Here is an 18,920-nt window from a genome sequence, read left to right as displayed (position 1 = left end):
TTTGGTCAGGATCTATTGCCCGATGACGGTGCAGTCCTGTTGGCGTGCCGCCAGGCGGTCGCAGGTCAGTTCCGCCATCTGGCGGGACATGCCTTCGAAATTCGCCTGGAATCCGCGGCGCGTGTCAGCGACGCGGCTGACCGCGTTCCCCAGCGCTGCGCTGTCTTGCAGGGCGGTGCGCAGCAAAAGCTGCTCGGCCTCGTGGCGCGAACGGTAAAGGCCCAGCGAAACCCCATAGCCGCGCCCGCCGGTCGAGCGGGACACGATCTGCGGCGCGGGCTCTTCCGCCGTTTCGGGGGCCAGCGAGGCCAGGATGATCGCGTCGCCGCGCGGCGCGGGCGGCGGCGTTTCGGTCAGCGCCATCTGCGGGGCCGCCGGGGCAACCTGATCCAGCAGGAACAGCGAGGGCACGTCCGCGGCGGGCGCAAGGCTGGCCGATTCGTCGCGGCGCGGTGCGGGCACCGGGCGCTTGGCCGCGATGGTGCCGGCGTCGCTGCCCGAATCGCCCTCGGGGCGGCCGGTGGGTCGGGCCGAGGAGATGCCCAGGTCGTCGCTGCCCTTGGTCGAGGCCGAGGCGACGGCTGCGGGCTTGCGGGCCGGGCGGCCGCTGGCGGAGGCGCCGGCATCGGCCTGCGCCCGGTTGACGGCTGCCGCGATCGCCGCCGGCGTGACCAGCCCCGCCGTCGAGGCGCGCGCCGCAGGCCGGCTCGAGGCGGAGAGCTGCACCAGGGGCGCGGGCTGCGCCGGAACCGCGCGTGCGACCTGGACGGTGCGCCGCACCGCCTTGCGCTCGGCCACCAGGGCCGGCGCCGCAGGTTTCACCTCACGCACACGGGTGGGGGCCTTTCCAAATCCTGCGTCCAGCAACTGGGCCATGACCGCGTTGCGATGCGCCGTGGAATTGCCGCCCAGCACCGTCGCGATGATGCGCTTGGAGCCGCGCTTGGCCGAGGCCGTCAGGTTGAAGCCGGCCGCGCGGGTATAGCCGGTCTTGATGCCGTCCGCGCCTTCGTAGCTGTCCAGGAAGCGCTTGTTCGTGCTGGAGACGGTGGCGATTCCCGCATCCGCCGTACGGCGCGAGAAGATCGAGTAGTATTGCGGGAAATCATAGAACAGCCGCCGCCCCAGCAGCGACATGTCGCGCGCGCTGGAGTAATGCCCCTCGACCGTCAGGCCGTTGGCGTTGCGGAAGTTCGTGTTGCGCATCCCCAGAGCGCGGGCCATCGCGGTCATCTGGGCTGCGAACTTGGGCTCGGAGCCGGCCAGCCCCTCGCCGATGGTGGTGGCCGCGTCATTGGCCGACTTCACCGCGGCGGCGCGGATCAGATAGCGCAATTCGATCCGCTGCCCCGGCTTCAGCCCCAGGCGGGACGGCGGTTGGGACGCGGCGTGCTGGGACACGAGAAACTTGCTGTCCAGCCGAACCTGACCACGCTCGATGGCCGTGAAGGCCATGTAAAGCGTCATCATCTTGGTCAGCGAGGCAGGATGCAGCCGCGTGTCGGCATTCTGCGAATACATTTCCTGGCCGGTTCGCGCATCCATAACGAAGGCTGCGAATGGTGCGGCGGCAACCGCCATGGGCATGGCCCAGGCGAATAGGACCATAAGGCCCAAACGGACGTTTCTGGCGATGCTGGTCACTGTCCCGGTCTCTTCTGCCTCTGAGGGTCCATTCATTTTGCGGACCCTTCGTTAATGAACAGACAATATCACGGATGCGGCATGACGGAAACCATAACTTTGGCAAGTTTCGCCGGAATTCTGCCTGAGGTTGTGAAATGCGCGCCGGGCAGCTGCGGGGCGGATTCGGCGACGGGGGCTTACATCAGGGGCAAAAGCCCCTATATTCAGGCCCTGATCCTTTCCCCAGGCGATGCAGGCGACGTGACCAGACCGCAGATGACCCAACGACCCGGCGACCGCGAGGATGTCGATCTGGCGGTCAAGACCAAGCCCCGCACGCAGCGTCCTCCGCTTTACAAGGTCCTGCTGCTGAACGACGATTTCACTCCCATGGAATTCGTCGTGCATGTGCTTGAGCGGCTGTTCAACATGACCCGTGCCCAGGCGATCGAGATCATGCTGACCGTCCACCGCAAGGGCGTGGCGGTCGTCGGCGTGTTTTCGCACGAGATCGCCGAAACCAAGGTGGCCCAGGTGATGGAACTTGCGCGCCGCCAGCAGCATCCGCTGCAATGCACCATGGAAAAAGAGTAGACATTGGCTGGTTCCCGACTGGAGCTTGTTTTCGGCGATACCCCGCCGGAGGGGCGGCTGCTGCTGATTGGCGCAGGCGCGGCAAGCGATCTTGACCGTTTCGATCCGGCGCGCACGCAGGTCGTGCAGCGCCTTTTCCCCGAATTTGCGGCGCTGAAGGCGCGCGGCCTGGCCCCGGCGACGGCGCCCGAGGGCGATTTTGACGCGGCGGTGGTCTTTCTGCCCCGCGCCCGGGCCGAGGCGCGCGCCCGCATCGCCCAGGCGGCGGCGCATCTTGCCCCCGGCGCCGCGCTGTGGGTGGACGGGCAAAAGACCGACGGGGTGGACAGCGTGCTGAAGGAAGTGCGCGCCCTGGCCCCGGTCGATGGCATCCAGTCCCGCGCGCATGGCAAGATCTTTCGCGTGACGCTGCCCGAACCCGGCTGGCTGCCCGCCGGCTGGGCCGCGCAGGATCATCAGGCGGCGCCCGGCTTCGTGACGCGGCCGGGGGTCTTTTCGGCGGATGGGCCCGACCCGGCCTCGGTCGAGCTGGCCGCGCATCTGCCCGACAAGCTGCCGACCCGCATGGTCGATCTGGGGGCCGGCTGGGGCTGGCTGTCGGCGCAGGTCCTGGCCCATCCGGGCGTCGAGGTGCTTCACCTGGTCGAGGCCGATGCCGTGGCCCTGGACTGCGCCCGGCGCAATGTCACCGATCCCCGCGCGCGGTTCCACTGGGCCGATGCGCTGGATTTCCGCCTGTCCGAGCCGGTGAACGGCGTGGTGATGAACCCGCCCTTCCACGATGGCCGCGCCGCCGATCCCCGGCTGGGTGCCGGGTTCATCCGCGCCGCCGCCGGGCTTTTGACCGGGGCGGGGCGGCTCTGGATGGTCGCCAACCGGCACCTGCCCTATGAACAGGCGCTGCGCGAGCATTTCGGTGATGTGGCCGAGATCGGCGGCGACACCCGCTTCAAGATCCTGACCGCCACCGGCGCCCGCAGGCCCGGCGCCAAAGCCGCGAAAGGACGCCGCGCATGAGCCTGTCGATCCAGGGCAAGACCGCCATCGTGACCGGCGCCGCGCGCGGCATCGGCCTGGCCATCGCCCGCCATTTCCAGGAGGCGGGGGCGAATGTCGTCTTTGCCGACAGCGACGAATCCGCGCTCGAGGCCGAGCTGGGCGACGGCTTTTCCGCCTCCGACGGGCCGGTGCGCGCCTTTGCGGGCGACCTGACGCAGAAGCTGACGCTGGCGAACCTGGTGTCGGCCAGCATCGACGCCTTCGAGCGCATCGACATCCTGGTGAACGCCCACCGCGCCGTGCAGCCCTGCGATCCCCTGTCGCTGAGCGACGATCTTCTGGGCGACATGCTGCGCCAGAACATGATCTCGGGGCTGAAGCTGTCGCAGATGGTCGCCCGCCGCATGGTGGCCCAGGCCGAGGCGCGCGAGGACGAGGCGCCCGTGCAGAACGGCGCCATCGTCAATGTCCATTCGCTGGCCGCCGACCGGCCCCAGCCCGACATGCTGGCCTATTCCATCGCCAGCGCCGCCCAGGCCCAGGCCACCCGGTCGCTGGCCGTGGCACTGGCGCGGCACCGCATCCGGGTGAACGGGGTGGCATTCGCCTCGATCATGTCGAACCGCTTGCAGGACAGCCTGCGCGAGGACCCGAGCCTGCGCGAAAAGCTGGTCGCGGCGACGCCCCTGGGGCGCATCGCCGGGGCGGACGAACTGGCCGATGCGGTGCAGTTCCTGGCCAGCGACGGCGCGGCCTTCGTCACCGGGCAGATCCTGCGCGTGGACGGCGGGCGCAGCCTGGGCCATCCGCTGGCGCCGGGCGTGTTCTAGCCCTTGTCCTCGGGATAGGCGGCCTTGCAGGCGTCGACCGCCGCCGCCGCCGGACGCGCCAGTTGCGCCTTGCGGGCGGCCAGGTTGTCGCGCTTGCGCGTCTCGGACGCCGGGTCGATCGGCACGCGGTAGCGTTCGGTGTCGATGACATTGCGCGCGCAGGACCGATAGACGATGCTCCGCCCCCCCTTGCGGTCGGTCACCACGACGGGGCAGGTGTCCCATTCGGTCCGCATGTATTCGCGTTCCTCCCAGGCGTAACCGCGGGCCAGATTGGCCTCGACCTCGCTCAGCAGGCGCGCGACGGTGCGGTATTCGCTGGTGTTCCGGCTGATGCAGCGTTCCTGGGGCGTGCCGCAGGCGGCCAGGATCAGAACGGGCAGAAGGCCAAGCGCGATGTTGCGGGTCATGGTCGGCTTCTCTAGTTGTTTCAACCAGCATAAGGCCGCAGCAGGGCGCGGCGCAATTCACGAATGCAGGGAAGAACGGCAATGCAGATGCAGGCAGAGCGGGACGAGGCGGCGGCATGGTTCAGGACGCTGCGCGACCGCATCGTGGCCGCCTTCGAGGGGCTCGAGGATGCCGGCCCCGGCCCGGCCGCCCCCGGCCGGTTCGAACTGCGCGAGACGCGGCGCGGCGCCGATGGCGGCGGCGGCATCATGTCGGTGATGCGCGGCGGGCGCGTGTTCGAGAAGGTGGGCGTGAACTGGTCGGCCGTCCATGGCGAACTGGCCCCCGCGGCGCAGACGGCGATGGCCGCGCGCGGCGTGCCCGGCGTGGCCGAAGACCCGCGCTTCTGGGCTTCGGGGATCAGCCTGGTCGCGCATATGCAGAACCCGCACGCCCCGGCGGTCCACATGAACACCCGCATGTTCTGGACCCCTTCCGCCTGGTGGTTCGGCGGCGGCGCCGACCTGAACCCCTGCCTGGAATACCAGGGGGATACGGCCCATTTCCATGCCGCGCTGCGCAGCGCCTGCGATGCGCACGGGGCCGATTACTACGACCGCTTCAAGGCCTGGGCGGACGAATATTTCTTCATCCCGCACCGGGGCCGGGCGCGCGGCGTCGGCGGCATCTTCTATGACGATCTGAACACCGGCGACTGGCAGGCCGATTTCGCCTTCACCAGGGCCGTGGGCGAGGCGTTCCTGCCCGCCTTCCTGCCGCTGGCGCAGGCGCGCATGGCGACCCCCTGGGGCGAGGCCGAGCGCGAGGCGCAGCTGATCCATCGCGGGCTTTATGCGGAATACAACCTCGTCTACGACCGCGGCACCAAGTTCGGCCTGGCCACCGGCCACGACCCCGAAGCCGTGCTGATGAGCCTGCCGCCCGTGGCGAAATGGCCATGATTCCCGAACTGTATCTGCTGCGCCATGGCGAGACCGAATGGAACGTGCAGGGCCGCCTGCAGGGCCGGCTGGATTCGCCGCTGACCGAACGCGGGCAGGAGCAGGCCCGCAGGCAGGCCGAATTGCTGGCGGCGCTGCCGCCGATGGCCGCCTGGGCCAGCCCGGCGGGGCGGGCGGTGGCGACCGCGCGCATCGCGCTGGCCGGGCGGCCCTTTCGCCAGGACTGGCGGCTGGTGGAAATCGACCTTGGCCCGCAGAACGGGGCGACGCTGGCGGACCTGCGCCAGGCGCATCCGCAGGCGTTCACCGCCGGGGGGATCGGCTGGTACGACCGCCTGCCGGGGGCCGAGGGCTTTGCCGCCCTGCGCGCCCGCGTCGCGGCTTTCCTGGCCGAGCTTGACCAGCCGGCGGTCATCGTGACGCATGGCATCACGCTGCACATGATCCGGCTGGTAGCGATGGACCTGCCGCTTGCGGCGCTGGGACGGCTGCCGGTGGTCCAGGGCGCGCTGCACCATGTCCACCAGGGGCGGCATCAGGTGATTTCCTGAACCGCCCGTTCCGCGTTCAGGCTGCTGCGCACGGGGCGGGCGGGGCTGCCCGCCACGGTGGCGCCCGGCGGCACGTCGCGGGTGACGACCGCGCCCGCGCCGACGATCGCGCCCGCGCCGATGGTCACGCCCGGCACCACGATGGCGCCGCCGCCGATCCAGACATCGTCGCCGATGCTGATCGGACGACCCCATTCCTGGCCCTTGGAGCGGCGGGCGACATCGCGCGGCCGATCCTCGGTCAGCAGCTGCACGGCGGTGCCGAACTGGCAGCGCGCGCCGATGCGGATTTCGCAGATGTCCATGAAAAAGCAGCCGTAGTTGACGAAGCAACCGGGCCCGAAATGGATGTTCTTGCCGTAATCGACGTGAAAGGGCGCGCGGATCACCGCGCCGTTCCAACTGCCCAGCAGCTGCGTCAGGGTGCGGGCGCGGGTCTTGTCGCCGATGATCGTGGCGTTGTAGTCGCGCATCAATCCCTGGGCCACGCGGCGCAGGGCAACCAGTTCGCCAGCGCCGGGGTCATAGGGCCGCCCGGCCAGCATGTCCTCGCGCGCGCTCAAATGAACCCCAATTCAAGGCGGGCTTCCTCGGACATCATGTCCATGCCCCATTGCGGCTGGAAGGTCATCTCGACATCGACCTGGCCGACACCGGGAATGGCGCCAACGGCATCGGCGACCCAGCCCGGCATCTCGCCCGCGACGGGACAGCCGGGGGCGGTCAGCGTCATGACGATGCGGACGGCGTTGGCCTGGTCGATGGCGATGGTATAGATCAGCCCCAGATCAAAGATGTTGACCGGAATCTCGGGGTCATAGACCGTCCGGCACGCTTCGACGACGCTGTCGTAAAGCGGATGCTCGGTCGTCGAAGGGGCGATGAGGGGGTCGCCCTCCTGCAAGTTCTCGGGGGTCATGCACCGCGTCCTGTAAATGTCCTGCGACTATATAGGACCGGGGGGCGCTGGGGTCCAGCCCGCAGGGCCGGAAGGCCCGGCGCCCACCCGTCAGAAGCGGAAATTCAGATGCCGCGCGACGCCGATGCTGAAGGTCGGCTGGTTGCTTTCGTGCACGATGGGCGAATCGGCCGCGTCGCCCAGCAGGCGGCTGTAGGTGAAGCGGCCCATCAGCAACGTGTCGGGCAGGAATTCATAGCGCGCCTCGACCGACAGGCGCGCGGCATAGATGCCGCCGCCGGCGTCATAGGGCGCATAGCCGCTGGACAGCGATTCGCCCTCGCTGACGCCGAAATAGGTGTCGGTGAACTCGCCATTGCCGAAGCGAAGCTCGGCCGCCGTGGTCAGGGTCAGCTTGTCCTGCGGCTGGTTGCGGAACCGCGCGCCCAGTTCGCCGGTCACGCCGTGGTGCCCGCCCAGGCCCTTGCGCACCGCGCCATAGCCGGTCACGTCGCCCATGACATAGTTCAGCCGCACACCCAGTTCGCCCGCCGCGCTGATGTCGTCCATGCCCGTCAGGTCGTCGTGGTCGCCGGCGTCGCGCTTGCCGTGGTAGTCCAGCGACGGCAGGATCGAGAGGCCCTGCTTTTCGCCGGTGGCGTCGTTGATCTGGCCGTTGCGCAGGATGATCCAGGGCGAGGTGCCATAGTCGTCCGCGCCCATGTAGTCGGGCCCGAACGTCGCGCCGATGCCCCCGTCGAAGGACAGCGACCGAATCTCGCCCAGCGACTGCGCACCGGCCCCGGTGGCAAGGCTGGCAAGCGTCACGGCTGCAAGGGCAAGGGGTCTGAGCATGGCGAATCCCGTCTGTTTGGGCGACCCTTGGACCAAAGCGGCCGGCCGGGCAAGCGTCATCGGGCGCGCTGCGGGCGAAAAGCGCGAACTGTTGCCTTTACGCGCGCTCGGCCGCCTCCAGCCGCTCCAGCGCCTCCATCCACAGGCTTTCGGCGCGCAGCATCGCCTCGGATGCCTCGGCGTGCTTGCGGCCGAAGGCTTCGGCCTTTTGCGCGTCGTCATAGGTCGCAGGATCGGCCATGATGGCGTCGAGCTTTTCCAGCATGGCCGACAGCTTCTCGACCCGCTCCTCGGCGCGGCGGGCCTCGGCGCGCAGCTCCAGGATCTGGTCGCGCGAGGGGCGCTTCACCACCGGCTTTTCGGGCTTTGGCGGCGCGGGCTTTTCCTCGCCCGCAAGCAGCATCCGGCGGTAATCGTCCAGATCGCCCTGCCAGGGGCTGACGCCGCCCTGATCGACCAGCCACAGCCGGTCGGCGACCAGGTTCAGCAGGTGCATGTCATGGCTGACCAGCACCACGGCGCCGGTATAGTCGTTCAGCGCCTCGGTCAGCGCCTCGCGCGATTCGATGTCCAGGTGGTTCGTCGGCTCGTCCAGGATCAGCAGGTGTGGCGCGTCGATCGTGGCCAGCAGCAGGGACAACCGCGCCTTTTGCCCGCCGGAAAGCTGGCGCACCTTCGTCTCGGCCTGCGCCTCCATCAGGCCAAAGCCGGCCAGGCGCGCGCGCAGCCGGGGCGGTGCCTCGTCCGGGCGCAGGCGGCGGACATGGGCCAGGGGCGTCTCGTCCAGCTCAAGCTCATCGACCTGGTGCTGGGCGAAATAGCCGATGCGCAGCTTGCCGGATCGGGCGATCCGCCCCTCCATCGGTTCCAGCCGGTCGGCCAGCAGTTTCGACAGCGTCGATTTGCCCTGGCCGTTGCGGCCCAGAAGCGCGATGCGGTCGTCCTGGTCGATGCGCAGGTTCAGCCGGTGCAGCACCACCCGGTCGCCATAGCCGACCGAGACCCCGTCCAGCGAGACGATGGGCGGCGGCAGTTGGTCGGGCTGCGGGAAGGTGAAGCGGTGGAATTTCGCTTCCTCGGGGGCGGTGATCGGCTCCATCCTGGCCAGCATCTTGATGCGGGCCTGTGCCTGCACGGCCTTGCTGGCCTTGGCGCGGAAACGATCGACGAAGCTTTGCAGATGGGCGCGCCGGGCCTCCTGCTTCTTGGCCTCGGCGGCCTGCAGGGCGCGCTTTTCGGCGCGGGTGCGCGCGAAGATGTCGTAGCCGCCCGAATAGAGCACCAGCTTGCGGTTTTCGAGGTGCAGGATATGGCCCACGGCGCGATTGAGTAGGTCGCGGTCGTGGCTGATGACGATGACGGTATGCGGATAGCGCTGCAGATAGCTTTCCAGCCAGAGCGCGCCTTCCAGGTCCAGGTAGTTCGTCGGTTCGTCGAGCAACAGCAGGTCGGGCTGCGAGAAGAGCACCCCCGCCAGCGCGACGCGCATGCGCCAGCCGCCGGAATAGTCGCTGGTCGGCCGCGCCTGATCCTCGGTCGAAAAGCCCAGGCCGCGCAGGATGGTCGCGGCGCGGGCCTCGGCCGACCAGGCGTCGATGTCCGCAAGGCGCGTCTGGATGTCCGCGATGCGGTGGGCGTCGGTCGCATGGGCGGATTCCGCCAGCAGGGCCGCGCGCTCCTCATCCGCGGCCAGCACGGTGTCGAGGACGCTGGTGGCAGTGCCCGGCGCCTCTTGCGCGACGCCGCCGATGCGGGCGCGGGGCGGCAGGTCGATCGTGCCGCCATCAAGCCCAAGCTCGCCCCGGATCAGCTTGAAGAGCGTCGTCTTGCCGGCGCCGTTCGGCCCGACAAGGCCGACCTTGTGGCCGTCGGGGATGGTGGCGCTGGCCTGTTCGAACAGGGGCCGGCCGGCGATGGAATAGGATATGTCGTCGATGCGCAGCATGGTCCCCGCATGGACGAAGCGGGGGCGGGCGTCAATCCTGTGTCATGGCATGAGACCGGGCGCGGGGCCCGTGCGCGCGGGGGGTGGGCCCGGCTTTTCAAGCGCGGCGGCCCGTGCTAACCGGGCGCGGATTTCCGCGCCATCGCGGCCGGAACAGCAAAGGACACCGACATGGCCACCGAACGCACGCTTTCCATCATCAAGCCCGACGCCACCAAGCGCAACCTGACCGGCAAGATCAACGCCAAGTTCGAGGAAGCCGGACTGCGCATCGTCGCGCAGAAACGCATCCGCCTGACGCTGGACCAGGCCGGCCAGTTCTATGCCGAGCACAAGGAACGTCCGTTCTATGGCGAACTGACCGAGTTCATGACCTCGGAGCCGGTCGTGGTGCAGGTGCTGGAGGGCGAAGGCGCCATCGCGAAGAACCGCGAAGTCATGGGCGCGACCAATCCCGCCAATGCAGACGAGGGCACCATCCGCAAGGAATTCGCCCTGTCGGTCGGCGAGAACTCGGTCCACGGCTCGGACAGCCCCGAGGCCGCGGCGCGCGAGATCGCCTTCTTCTTCTCGGGTCTTGAACTGGTCGGCTGATCGGTTCGCCTGGATCCTCAAGGGGCGTCCGTCGAAAGGCGGGCGCCCTTTTTCATGGGCCGGGCACCCGTCGCGCGCGTCACATGGGTATTTGGACAACAAGGAAGGCGGGCGATCCGTTAGGGCGTCGCCCGCGCGGGGCGTCAGCCGAGGCCCAGCTTGCCGCGCAGGGTGGCCAGATCCTCGGCCAGGGTGTTGACCTTGGCGGAGAGGAGGTTGCGGTCCTGGTCGGTCAGCTTTTCATAGGAGACGTAGCCTTCGCCGTCCTGGTATTTCACCAGCACCTCGTCGACCGCCTTGAAGTTGCCGTCGACCTTGGCGACGAAGTCGGCGTCCTGCTTTTCGACCAGAGGCCGCAGGAGGTCGAAGATCTTGCGCGAGCCTTCGAAGTTCGCGTCGAAATCCCACAGGTCGGTGCGGGAATAGCGGTCTTCCTCGCCCGAGATCTTGGTGGCGGCGACTTCCTCCATCAGCGCGGCGGCGCCGCCGACGACGACTTCGGGCGGGAAGGTCAGGGCGTTGATGCGGTCGTTCAGCGCGGTCACGTCGGCCATCAGCCGGTCGGCGTATTCGCCCAGGCCGTCGGTCGAGCCCTGGCTCCACAGCCCGTATTCGATGCGGTGAAAGCCGGTGAAGGCGGGGTCCTGTTCGGCTTTTTCGTAATCGTCGGCGCGGGCGTCGATCGAGACGTCGAGATCCGAGAAGAGTTCGGCGATGGGTTCGATCTTTTCATAGCTGGTGCGGGTGGGCGCGAAGAGCGCCTTGGCCTTGTCCAGTTCGCCCGCCTTGATCGCCTGGGTGAAGGCGGTCGTGTCCTCGACCAGCTTGGCGGTGTTTTCGGCCACGTACAGCTTGTAGTCCGACAGCGGCCCCACGAGGTCCAGCGAGGGGTCGGCGGCCCCCGCCATGCCCGCCCAGCCGCCAAGGGCCAGGGCCAGCGCCGTGGTTTTCAGGTAAGTTCCGGTCATCGTCACGCTCCATCCATGTCGATTGATGCTTTGGCTGGGCGGGCGCCGGCCTGCCTGGCTGCCTTGATGAGGCCCGAGCCGAGGTAGTCCCCCGGACCCGCCACGCCCGGCGGGGCAAAGAAATAGCCCCCGCCGATCGGCTTGATGTATTCCTCGAGCGGCTCGCCGTTCAGGCGGTTCTGCACGGCGATGAAGCCCTGTTCCAGGTCGGCCTGCCAGGAGATGAAGATCAGCCCCTGGTCGAGCTGGCCGTTCGGCAGCGCGCCGCGCGTATAGTTGAAGGGACGGCGCAGCATCAGGTTGCGCTGGCTGTCCGGGGTGCGCGGGTTCGCCAGCCGGATGTGGCTGTCGAGCCGCGTCCGTTCGCCCGAGGGATCGGCGGCATAGTCGGGCAGGTCGTGTTCGCTGGCCCCGGGCCCCCCGTCCAGCGGGGCGCCGCTGTCCTTGACGCGGCCGAAGATGCGTTCCTGTTCGCGCAGGGGCGTGCGGTCCCAGCGCTCGACCAGGTTGCGGATGATGCGCACCGCCTGGTAGCTGCCGCCGTGGGTCCAGGCGGGTTCGTCCGCCGCATGGGTCCAGACGATGCGCGCCATGGCCGCCGCGTCGGTGGAATCGGGATTGGCCGAGCCGTCGCGAAAGCCCAGGAAGTTGCGCGCGCTGGGGGTGGAGCCGTCCGGCCCCGGCGGCACCGGCGGCACCGAGCCCTCGATCATCCAGCGCAGGACCAGGTATTGCGACATCGACTTCACGATGTCGCGCAGCGCGTGGATGTTGCTGTCCTGTAGGTTGGCGCAGAATTGCAGCGCGATGTCGCCGTGGCACCATTCCGCGTCCAGCGCGTCGTTCGGAAACCGGGTCATGCGTTGCAGCCGCGCGGGTTGCAGCGCCGCCAGCTCCGGCCGGGCCTGAAAGAAGCTGGTGCCAAGCCCAAGGGTGATGGTCTGGCTGTCGGGCGCGACGACCGGGCCCAGCAGGCCGGAATCGGCCGGGGGCAGCTTGGGATCGCGCTGGGGCACCGGCCCGCCCTGGGTCAGAAAGGCGGCGCGCTGGGTCAGCAGGCGCAGCATCGCCTCGACCTCGTCGAGCGAGGAGGCCACCACGTCGAAGGCCGCGACCAGCCCGGCCGCGGGGCGCGGCGTCACGATGCCGGCCTGGTGGGGGCCGAAGAAGGGCACCGAGCGCGCGGCCTCGGCGGCGTGGCCGGGGGGCGCGTCCTCGACATTGGGGCGGGGCGGGGCCTCGGCCAGCGCGCGCGACGACATCAGGCCGATGCCGCCCAGGCCCAGGGCCATCAGCAGGCGGCGGCGGTCGGGTGCGGGCGGCGCGGTCATGTCAGTTCATCCCTATCACGGGCGCCAGCCGGTCCAGCGCGTCGGCGAGCCGGGTGAAGTCCTGGACCAGGGCCTGGCGCTGATCGTCGGTCACCTCGGACCAGGGGCGGGCTTGCAGCGCGGCGACGTCGTCGCGTGCGCGCTGCAGGTCGGCGGCGATCCGGGCATCAAGCGCGGGGTCGACGCCCGCCACCACCGGGCTTAGCAGCGCGGTCAGCTTGCCGATCCCGTCGAGGCTGGCGGCAAGCTCGGCCGCGTCGGTCCTTGCATAGGCGTTCTCGCCCTGCGGCAAATGCGCCTGGGCGATCTGGCGCGCCATGGCGCCGGGCAGGGCGGTCAGCAACGCGGGGTCGGGCGGGGTTTCGCGCAGCTGCGCCGCCAGCGTGCCCAGGTCGGCCACCAGCCGTTCCGCCACCGGCGCAAGGCCCGCGGTGCTGCCTTGGTCCCAAAGCCCGTATTCGATGCGGTGAAAGCCGGTAAAGCCCGGGTCGCCTTCGCGGCCGGCCAGATAGGCGGCGCGCGGGTCGATGGCGTTTTCCAGGTCCGACAGGCGATAGGCCAGCGGCTCGACCCGGCGATAGGGCAGGCGGGCGGCTTCCCAGGCCGCGCGCGCGCCGTCCAGATCGCCGCGGGCGATGGCGTCCTGCAGGGCCTGCGCGGCCTTGACGGCGGCATTGCCCTGCATGGCCAGATAGACCCGGTATTCCGACAGCGGGCCCAGGAACTTGCGCAGCGTCACCTCGGACGCCGCGGCGCTGGCCTCGTCCGAGGCGGTGACGGTCAGCGTCCCGCGCGGGTTCGACAGCAGGCCGCAGGTCATCTCGTACCGGCCGGGGGACAGCGCGACCTCCAGCGTGGCGCTGAAACCGGGGGCGATGTTTTCGCGCTCGGCCACGACCATGACGCCGGACAGGATCTCCCATTCGATGGGGCGGTCGCCGTCGTTCACGATCTGGAAGCTGCGCCGACCGCCCGGCACGGTGATCTGGTTCGGGCGGCAGGCGGCGGCGTCCACCGTGACCAGCTGGTCCGCCGTCGTTTCGGGGCGGCGCTGCGAGGCGGCCCAGAAGGCAGCGGCCCCCGCGACGGCCAGCACCGCGGCGCCCAGGACGGCGGCGCCCAGCCAGCGTGACGGCGCCCGGGTCATTTGCGCACCATCGCGGCAGCCTGCGGCGCGGGCGTCGCGGGGCGCAGGAACAGCGTCAGCGTCACCGCCAGGAACCCGGCCCAGGCGATGAATTCGCCCAGCGATGGCGCCTCGCGATAACCCAGCATCCCCGACAGCACGGTGCCGAGCGGGCTGGATTCGGGCAGGCTGCGACCCAGGTCCCAGACCGGCGCCAGCAGGATGTTCCACAGCCCCGCCTCGTGCAGCGCGCGGATCGAGCCGGCGAAGAGGCCCGCGGCGACGAAGATCACGAAGATGCCGGTCCAGCGGAAAAAGCGCCTCAGGTCCAGCCGCAGCGCGCCGGCATAGATGCCCCAGCCGGCGCCGGCCGCCACCAGCAGCCCCAGCGCGGCCCCGATCGGGGCGCTGGCGTCCCGGCTTTGCTGAAAGATCGCCAGCAGGAAGAAGACCGCCTCCAGCCCTTCGCGCGCGACGGCCAGAAAGACCATGCCGATCAGCCCCCAGGCGCCCGCGCGGCCGCGCGGAGCCAGGGCCTGGTCGACCGAGGCGTGCAGCTCTGCCCGGATCGAGCGCGCCGCGCGCTTCATCCAGAAGACCATCCCCACCAGCACGGCGACGGCGACAAACCCGATCAGCGCCTCGAACAGCTCCTGCATGCGTTGCGGGAATTGCGCCTGCGCGAGCTGCAGGCCGGCCCCGGCGAACAGCGCAAGCGCCACGGCCAGGAACACGCCGACCCAGATCGCGGGCAGCCATTCGCCCCGCCCGGTCTGGCGCAGGTATCCGGCAATGATGCCGACGATCAGGGCGGCTTCCAGCCCCTCGCGCAGCATGATCAGAAACGGTGCAAGCATCGGCCCCCCCAGCAATGTCGTGGTGCGGTCGGGCGTCAGACGTCAGACGGGCATCGCGGCAGCCGGCCGCCCCGGCCGGCAAGGCTAGTCATGGCCAGTTGTATCAGGATTTGTCAATCCTTAGAAAAAGACTGTGCCTTGGCGCGGGCAGGATCATCCCCTCCCGTGCGGCTCGTCCCAGTCGATCACGGGGTTGATCGGGATGATGCGGTGCGGATTGATGGTCGCGTGGCTGTAGTGATAGTGCCGCACGATATGGTCGAAGTTCACCGTTTCGGCCACGCCCGGCCATTGGTAAAGCTCGCGCGTCCAGGCCCAGAGGTTCGGATATTCGCGCAACCATGCGCGATTGCACTTGAAATGCGTGTGATAGACGGGATCGAAGCGGACCATGGTGGTGAACAGGCGCCAGTCGGCCTCGGTGATGCGCGCGCCGGTCAGATAGCGGTTTTCGCCCAGCAGGCCTTCCAGCCAGTCGAGCGCGTCGAACAGCGGGTGCACCGCCTCGTCATAGGCGGCCTGGCTGGTGGCGAAGCCGGCCTTGTAGACGCCGTTGTTCACCGCGTCATAGACCCTGGCGTTGATCGCGTCGATCCGTTCCAGCGCGTCGCCGGGGCAATAGTCGTCGCGGTTCCCGGTCAGCCCGTCGAAGGCCGAATTGAACATGCGGATGATCTCGGCGCTTTCGTTGCTGACGATGGTGCCGCGATGCTTGTCCCACAGGACCGGCACCGTGACCCGCCCCGAGGCGTCGGGATTGGCCCGCAGGTAGAGGTCGCGCAGGAACGGCAGGCCGAACAGCCGGTCGCCGGTGGCCGCGGGAAAGTCGGTCGAAAAGGTCCAGCCATCCGACAGCATGTCGGGGTGGACCACGGAGACGTCGATATGGTCCGAAAGGCCCTTCAGCGCGCGAAAGATCAGCGCGCGGTGCGCCCAGGGACAGGCCAGCGAGACATAAAGGTGATAGCGCCCGCTTTCCGCCGCGAAGCCGCCCTGGCCCGAGGGGCCGGGGCTGCCGTCGGGCGTCACCCAGTTCCGCCAGGCGGTGGTCGTGCGCTGGAACCGCCCGCCGGTGCTTTCGGTGTCGTACCATGCGTCGTGCCAGACGCCGTCGACCAACTGTCCCATGCCTTGCCCTCCTGCTGCCCTGGTCCCAAGCATGACCGGGCCCGGCGGCAGGGGCAACCGCTACTCGCGGCTTAGCGCCACCACCGGGTCCAGCCGGGCCGCCGCCCGCGCGGGCAGGAAGCCGAAGGTGATGCCGATCAGCGTCGAGCTGAAAAAGGCGACCAGGATCGACAGGGTCGAAAAGCTCAGCCGCATGCTGTCCGACAGCCAGCCGATCAGCGCCCCGGTTCCCAGCGCGGCGGCGATGCCCAGGACCCCGCCGACCAGGCAGACCAGCACCGCCTCGGTCAGGAACTGGTTGACGATGTCCGCGCGCCGCGCGCCGACCGCGATCCTGACGCCGATCTCGCGCGTGCGCTCGGTTACGGACACCAGCATGATGTTCATGACCCCGATGCCCCCCACGATCAGCGAGATCAGCGCGATCATCGCGACCAGAACGGTCAGCGTCCGCGTGGTCGAGGTCAGCGTCTGCCGGATCGTGTCGCTGTTCGACAGGAAGAAGTCGCGCGTGCCGTGGCGGGCCAGCAGCAGGGCGTCGATTTCGGCCTGGGCGGTCTGCATGTCGTAATCGTCCGCGACCTGCACGCCGATGCTGTTGAGGTGGCTTTGCCCCGTCACCCGCGCCATCGAGGTGGTGTAGGGGATGAAGACGTTCAGGTTGTCGGGGCCGAAGGTCGCGCCGCTGGCCTCGACCACGCCGATGACGCGGACCGGCACACGGCCCAGCATCAGCACCTGGCCCAGCGGGTCGCTGCCGGGAAAGAAGGTGTCGCGCGTGTCACCGTCGATCACCGCGACCTGGGCGATCTGGGCGATGTCGCGCGCGTCGAACACGTCGCCCGCCACCGTCCTGTAGGCGTGGACCTGGAAATAGTCGCCGCTGACCCCGTTGATCTGGGCCGATGCCTCGGTGTTGCCGTGGATCACGGTGGCCGAGCTTTGCACGGCGGGCGATACGCCCCGGGCATAGGGCTGGACCGCGATCATCGCCGCGTCCGAGGGCACCAGCGTGCGGATGCGCCCCGATCCGGGCCGGCCAAAGCCCAGGCCCGCCCGCACGGTGATGGTGTTGGTCCCCAGCGTGCTGATGTCCTGCAAGACCTTTTCCTGGCTGCCGGTCCCCAGCGCCACCACCAGCACGACCGAGGCGATGCCGATGATGATGCCCAGCATGGTCAGGAAGCTGCGCATGCGGTGCGCGGCCATGGCCTTCAGCGCCATGCGCAGCGTCTCGGCCCCCCGGCGCAGGGCGGCGGCGGGGCCCGACTGCGGCCGGGGCGGCGGGGCGGGGCGGGGCGGCGGCGCCGCCGGGGGCGTGCCGCCGCTGTCGCGCAGGATGCGGCCGTCGCTGATCTCGATCACGCGATGCGCGTGGGCGGCGACGGCGGGGTCGTGCGTCACCATGACGATGGTGTGGCCGCGCGCGTTCAGGTCCAGCAGCAGCTGGATCAGGTCGGCGCCGCTCTTGCTGTCCAGCGCGCCGGTCGGTTCGTCGGCCAGGATGACCTCGCCGCCGTTCATCAGCGCCCGCGCGACCGAGACGCGCTGCTGCTGGCCGCCCGACAGCTCGCTCGGGCGGTGGTCCAGCCGGCTGTCCAGCCCCAGTTGCGTCAGCAGATCGATCGCGCGGGCCCGCCTGCGTCCGCCCGCGACCCCGGCATAGACGGCCGGCACCTCGACGTTCTCGGCCGCGTCCAGGTCCGGCAAAAGCTGGTAGCGCTGGAAGATGAAGCCGAAATGGTCGCGCCGCAGCCGCGCCAGGTCGTCCGGCGCCAGCCGGCCCACGTCCTGCCCGTCGAACGCGTAGCGTCCCGAACTGGGCCGGTCCAGGCAGCCCAGGATGTTCATCAGCGTGGACTTGCCCGACCCGGAGCTGCCGATGATCGCGACCATCTCGCCGGGCCAGATGTCGATGTCCACGTCGCGCAGGACGGTGATCGTCTCGTCCCCCGCCTGAAAGCTGCGGGTGATGCCGCGGGCCGAGATCAGAGGCTTCAGCGCGCCCATGTCAGAACCCCATCGGCGGGCCCATCCGCCGGCCGCCGCTTCGCCCGCTGGCGCCCGTGCCCGTGCCCGTGCCCGTGCCGCTGGCGATCGCGACGCCGCCGGTCACGACCTGTTCGCCCTCGCTCAGGCCCGAGCGGATCTCGGCCCAGACCTTGTCGTTCAGCCCGACCTCGACCCGGCGGGTTTCGATGGTGCCCGTGGCGGGGTTCCAGACCTGGACGGATTGCCCCTGCAGGGCCGCTGCCGGCACCCGCAGCACGTCCTGCGCCCGGTCCAGCGTGATCGTCACCTGCGTCGTCATGCCGATGCGCAGGACATGGCCGGGGTTCTCGACCTCGAGAAGGCCGTTGTAATAGATCGCGCTGTCGGTCGAGATGGTGTCCGATGTCTTGATCTCGCTCGGCGCGGGCTCGATGCCGCGCAGGGTCGCCTGAAACGCCCGGTCGGGCTCGCCCAGGATGGTGAAGCTGACCTCTTGGCCCGGCTTCACGCGCACCACGTCGGCTTCGGAGATCTCGGCCTTGACCAGCATCCGGTCCAGCTTGGCGAGCTTCACGATGGTCGGCGCGCTCTGGATCGAGTTGATGGTCTGGCCCGCCTCGACCACGACGGCGACCACGGTGCCGTCGGTCGGGGCGGTGATGCGGGTGCGCTCCAGGCTGATCTTGGCGGTCGACAGGCTGACCTCGGCGCGCGCCTTCTGGGCCTCCAGCGCCTCGAGCTCGGCCACGGCCACATCGACCTCGGCCGTCGCCGTCTCGACCGTCTCGCGCGAGGAATAGTTGCTGGTGCCCAGCTTCTTCTGCCGCTCCAGCACCTGGCGGGCGCGGGTCAGGCCGGCGGTCTTGGCGGCGATCTGGGCCTCGATATTGGCCAGGTCCGCCTCGGCCTGGCGCACCTCGTTCTGCTGGTCCAGGCTGTCCATCTGGGCGATCAGGTCGCCCTCGCGGACCTCCTGGCCCAGGGTCACGGGCAGCGTCTCGATCCGGCCCGAGGCGCGGGCGCCGACGCTGACCAGTTGGCTCGCCTCGATCTGGCCCGAGGCCAGGACCGTCACGGTCACATCGCCGCGCGAGACTTCGGCCGTCGCCGGGCGCTGCATCGTCTCGCCCTGCGCGCCCCTGAACCACCAGCCCCCCGCCAGAAGCAGCAGCAGGGCAATCAGAACAAGAATGGTTCGCGGTCGCATGGGCACTCACTTTGTCGTCCCGCCCGCTTTAGGCGATCGAACCCAAACGACAGGTAAACGGTGCTGC

At 69.5% G+C, this 18,920-nt stretch carries 19 protein-coding genes; 6 read left to right on the top strand and 13 right to left on the bottom strand.

Annotation, left to right across the window (positions count from 1 at the left end):
- Positions 1–12: 12 nt before the first annotated feature.
- Positions 13–1,521, bottom strand: a complete 1,509-nt coding sequence (locus tag BU28_RS0101950; RefSeq protein ID WP_248616117.1) for a serine hydrolase — start codon at positions 1,519–1,521, stop codon at positions 13–15.
- 381 nt (positions 1,522–1,902) lie between these two features.
- On the opposite strand from BU28_RS0101950, the gene clpS reads away from it, so the two are divergent.
- From clpS to BU28_RS0101935, 3 genes are read left to right on the top strand one after another with little or no spacing between them, the layout of a single operon-like run.
- A complete protein-coding gene (gene clpS, locus BU28_RS0101945; protein ID WP_028717955.1) occupies positions 1,903–2,220 on the top strand; it encodes an ATP-dependent Clp protease adapter ClpS in 318 nt (105 codons plus the stop codon).
- 3 nt (positions 2,221–2,223) lie between these two features.
- On the top strand, positions 2,224–3,237 hold the full coding sequence (locus BU28_RS0101940) for a class I SAM-dependent methyltransferase (RefSeq protein ID WP_028717954.1): 1,014 nt from the start codon (positions 2,224–2,226) through the stop codon (positions 3,235–3,237).
- On the top strand, positions 3,234–4,049 hold the full coding sequence (locus tag BU28_RS0101935; protein ID WP_028717953.1) for an SDR family NAD(P)-dependent oxidoreductase: 816 nt from the start codon (positions 3,234–3,236) through the stop codon (positions 4,047–4,049). The genes BU28_RS0101940 and BU28_RS0101935 overlap by 4 nt, the downstream gene beginning before the upstream one ends.
- Here BU28_RS0101935 and BU28_RS0101930 read toward each other — a convergent pair.
- Positions 4,046–4,459 (bottom strand): hypothetical protein, encoded by a 414-nt coding sequence (locus BU28_RS0101930; RefSeq protein WP_028717952.1) that lies wholly within the window; start codon positions 4,457–4,459, stop codon positions 4,046–4,048. The two genes, BU28_RS0101935 and BU28_RS0101930, sit on opposite strands and share 4 nt — an antisense overlap.
- Positions 4,460–4,540: 81 nt before the next feature.
- Here BU28_RS0101930 and hemF point away from each other — a divergent pair, with 81 nt between their 5' ends.
- Both hemF and BU28_RS0101920 read left to right on the top strand, forming a co-directional pair.
- Positions 4,541–5,401, top strand: coding sequence for an oxygen-dependent coproporphyrinogen oxidase (hemF, locus tag BU28_RS0101925; protein WP_028717951.1), 861 nt, complete (start codon positions 4,541–4,543; stop codon positions 5,399–5,401).
- Entirely contained in the window at positions 5,398–5,952 is a 555-nt protein-coding gene (locus BU28_RS0101920) for a histidine phosphatase family protein (protein WP_223850281.1), read from the top strand. Before hemF ends, BU28_RS0101920 begins: the two co-directional genes overlap by 4 nt.
- On the opposite strand, the gene BU28_RS21785 is transcribed toward BU28_RS0101920, so the two are convergent.
- From BU28_RS21785 to BU28_RS0101900, 4 genes are all read right to left on the bottom strand, one after another.
- A complete protein-coding gene (locus BU28_RS21785) occupies positions 5,937–6,515 on the bottom strand; it encodes a sugar O-acetyltransferase (RefSeq protein WP_233145074.1) in 579 nt (192 codons plus the stop codon). The two genes, BU28_RS0101920 and BU28_RS21785, sit on opposite strands and share 16 nt — an antisense overlap.
- Positions 6,512–6,871, bottom strand: a complete 360-nt coding sequence (locus BU28_RS0101910; protein ID WP_028717949.1) for an SUF system Fe-S cluster assembly protein — start codon at positions 6,869–6,871, stop codon at positions 6,512–6,514. Before BU28_RS0101910 ends, BU28_RS21785 begins: the two co-directional genes overlap by 4 nt.
- Positions 6,872–6,961: 90 nt before the next feature.
- On the bottom strand, positions 6,962–7,705 hold the full coding sequence (locus BU28_RS0101905; RefSeq protein WP_028717948.1) for a MipA/OmpV family protein: 744 nt from the start codon (positions 7,703–7,705) through the stop codon (positions 6,962–6,964).
- 97 nt (positions 7,706–7,802) lie between these two features.
- On the bottom strand, positions 7,803–9,650 hold the full coding sequence (locus BU28_RS0101900) for an ABC-F family ATP-binding cassette domain-containing protein (protein ID WP_028717947.1): 1,848 nt from the start codon (positions 9,648–9,650) through the stop codon (positions 7,803–7,805).
- A 171-nt stretch (positions 9,651–9,821) separates the two neighbouring features.
- Between BU28_RS0101900 and ndk the strand changes: the two genes are divergently transcribed.
- Positions 9,822–10,244 (top strand): nucleoside-diphosphate kinase, encoded by a 423-nt coding sequence (ndk, locus tag BU28_RS0101895; protein ID WP_028717946.1) that lies wholly within the window; start codon positions 9,822–9,824, stop codon positions 10,242–10,244.
- Positions 10,245–10,387: 143 nt separating this feature from the next.
- On the opposite strand, the gene efeO (BU28_RS0101890) is transcribed toward ndk, so the two are convergent.
- The 7 genes from efeO (BU28_RS0101890) to BU28_RS21775 form a co-directional block, all read right to left on the bottom strand.
- A complete protein-coding gene (gene efeO, locus BU28_RS0101890; protein ID WP_028717945.1) occupies positions 10,388–11,212 on the bottom strand; it encodes an iron uptake system protein EfeO in 825 nt (274 codons plus the stop codon).
- A gap of 2 nt (positions 11,213–11,214) precedes the next feature.
- Positions 11,215–12,543, bottom strand: coding sequence for an iron uptake transporter deferrochelatase/peroxidase subunit (gene efeB / locus BU28_RS21780; protein WP_036761760.1), 1,329 nt, complete (start codon positions 12,541–12,543; stop codon positions 11,215–11,217).
- A gap of 1 nt (position 12,544) precedes the next feature.
- Positions 12,545–13,690, bottom strand: coding sequence for an iron uptake system protein EfeO (efeO, locus tag BU28_RS0101880; RefSeq protein WP_028717944.1), 1,146 nt, complete (start codon positions 13,688–13,690; stop codon positions 12,545–12,547).
- Positions 13,687–14,526, bottom strand: coding sequence for an iron uptake transporter permease EfeU (gene efeU / locus BU28_RS0101875; RefSeq protein WP_028717943.1), 840 nt, complete (start codon positions 14,524–14,526; stop codon positions 13,687–13,689). Before efeU ends, efeO (BU28_RS0101880) begins: the two co-directional genes overlap by 4 nt.
- A gap of 153 nt (positions 14,527–14,679) precedes the next feature.
- Positions 14,680–15,654 (bottom strand): glutathione S-transferase family protein, encoded by a 975-nt coding sequence (locus BU28_RS0101870; RefSeq protein WP_028717942.1) that lies wholly within the window; start codon positions 15,652–15,654, stop codon positions 14,680–14,682.
- 60 nt (positions 15,655–15,714) lie between these two features.
- A complete protein-coding gene (locus BU28_RS0101865) occupies positions 15,715–17,664 on the bottom strand; it encodes a MacB family efflux pump subunit (protein ID WP_028717941.1) in 1,950 nt (649 codons plus the stop codon).
- A 1-nt stretch (position 17,665) separates the two neighbouring features.
- Positions 17,666–18,853, bottom strand: a complete 1,188-nt coding sequence (locus tag BU28_RS21775; RefSeq protein WP_036761759.1) for an efflux RND transporter periplasmic adaptor subunit — start codon at positions 18,851–18,853, stop codon at positions 17,666–17,668.
- Positions 18,854–18,920 lie beyond the last annotated feature (67 nt).

This window comes from Paracoccus yeei ATCC BAA-599, assembly GCF_000622145.1.
GTDB classification, from domain to species: Bacteria; Pseudomonadota; Alphaproteobacteria; order Rhodobacterales; family Rhodobacteraceae; genus Paracoccus; species Paracoccus yeei.
This window is presented reverse-complemented; position numbering and strand designations above follow the sequence as displayed.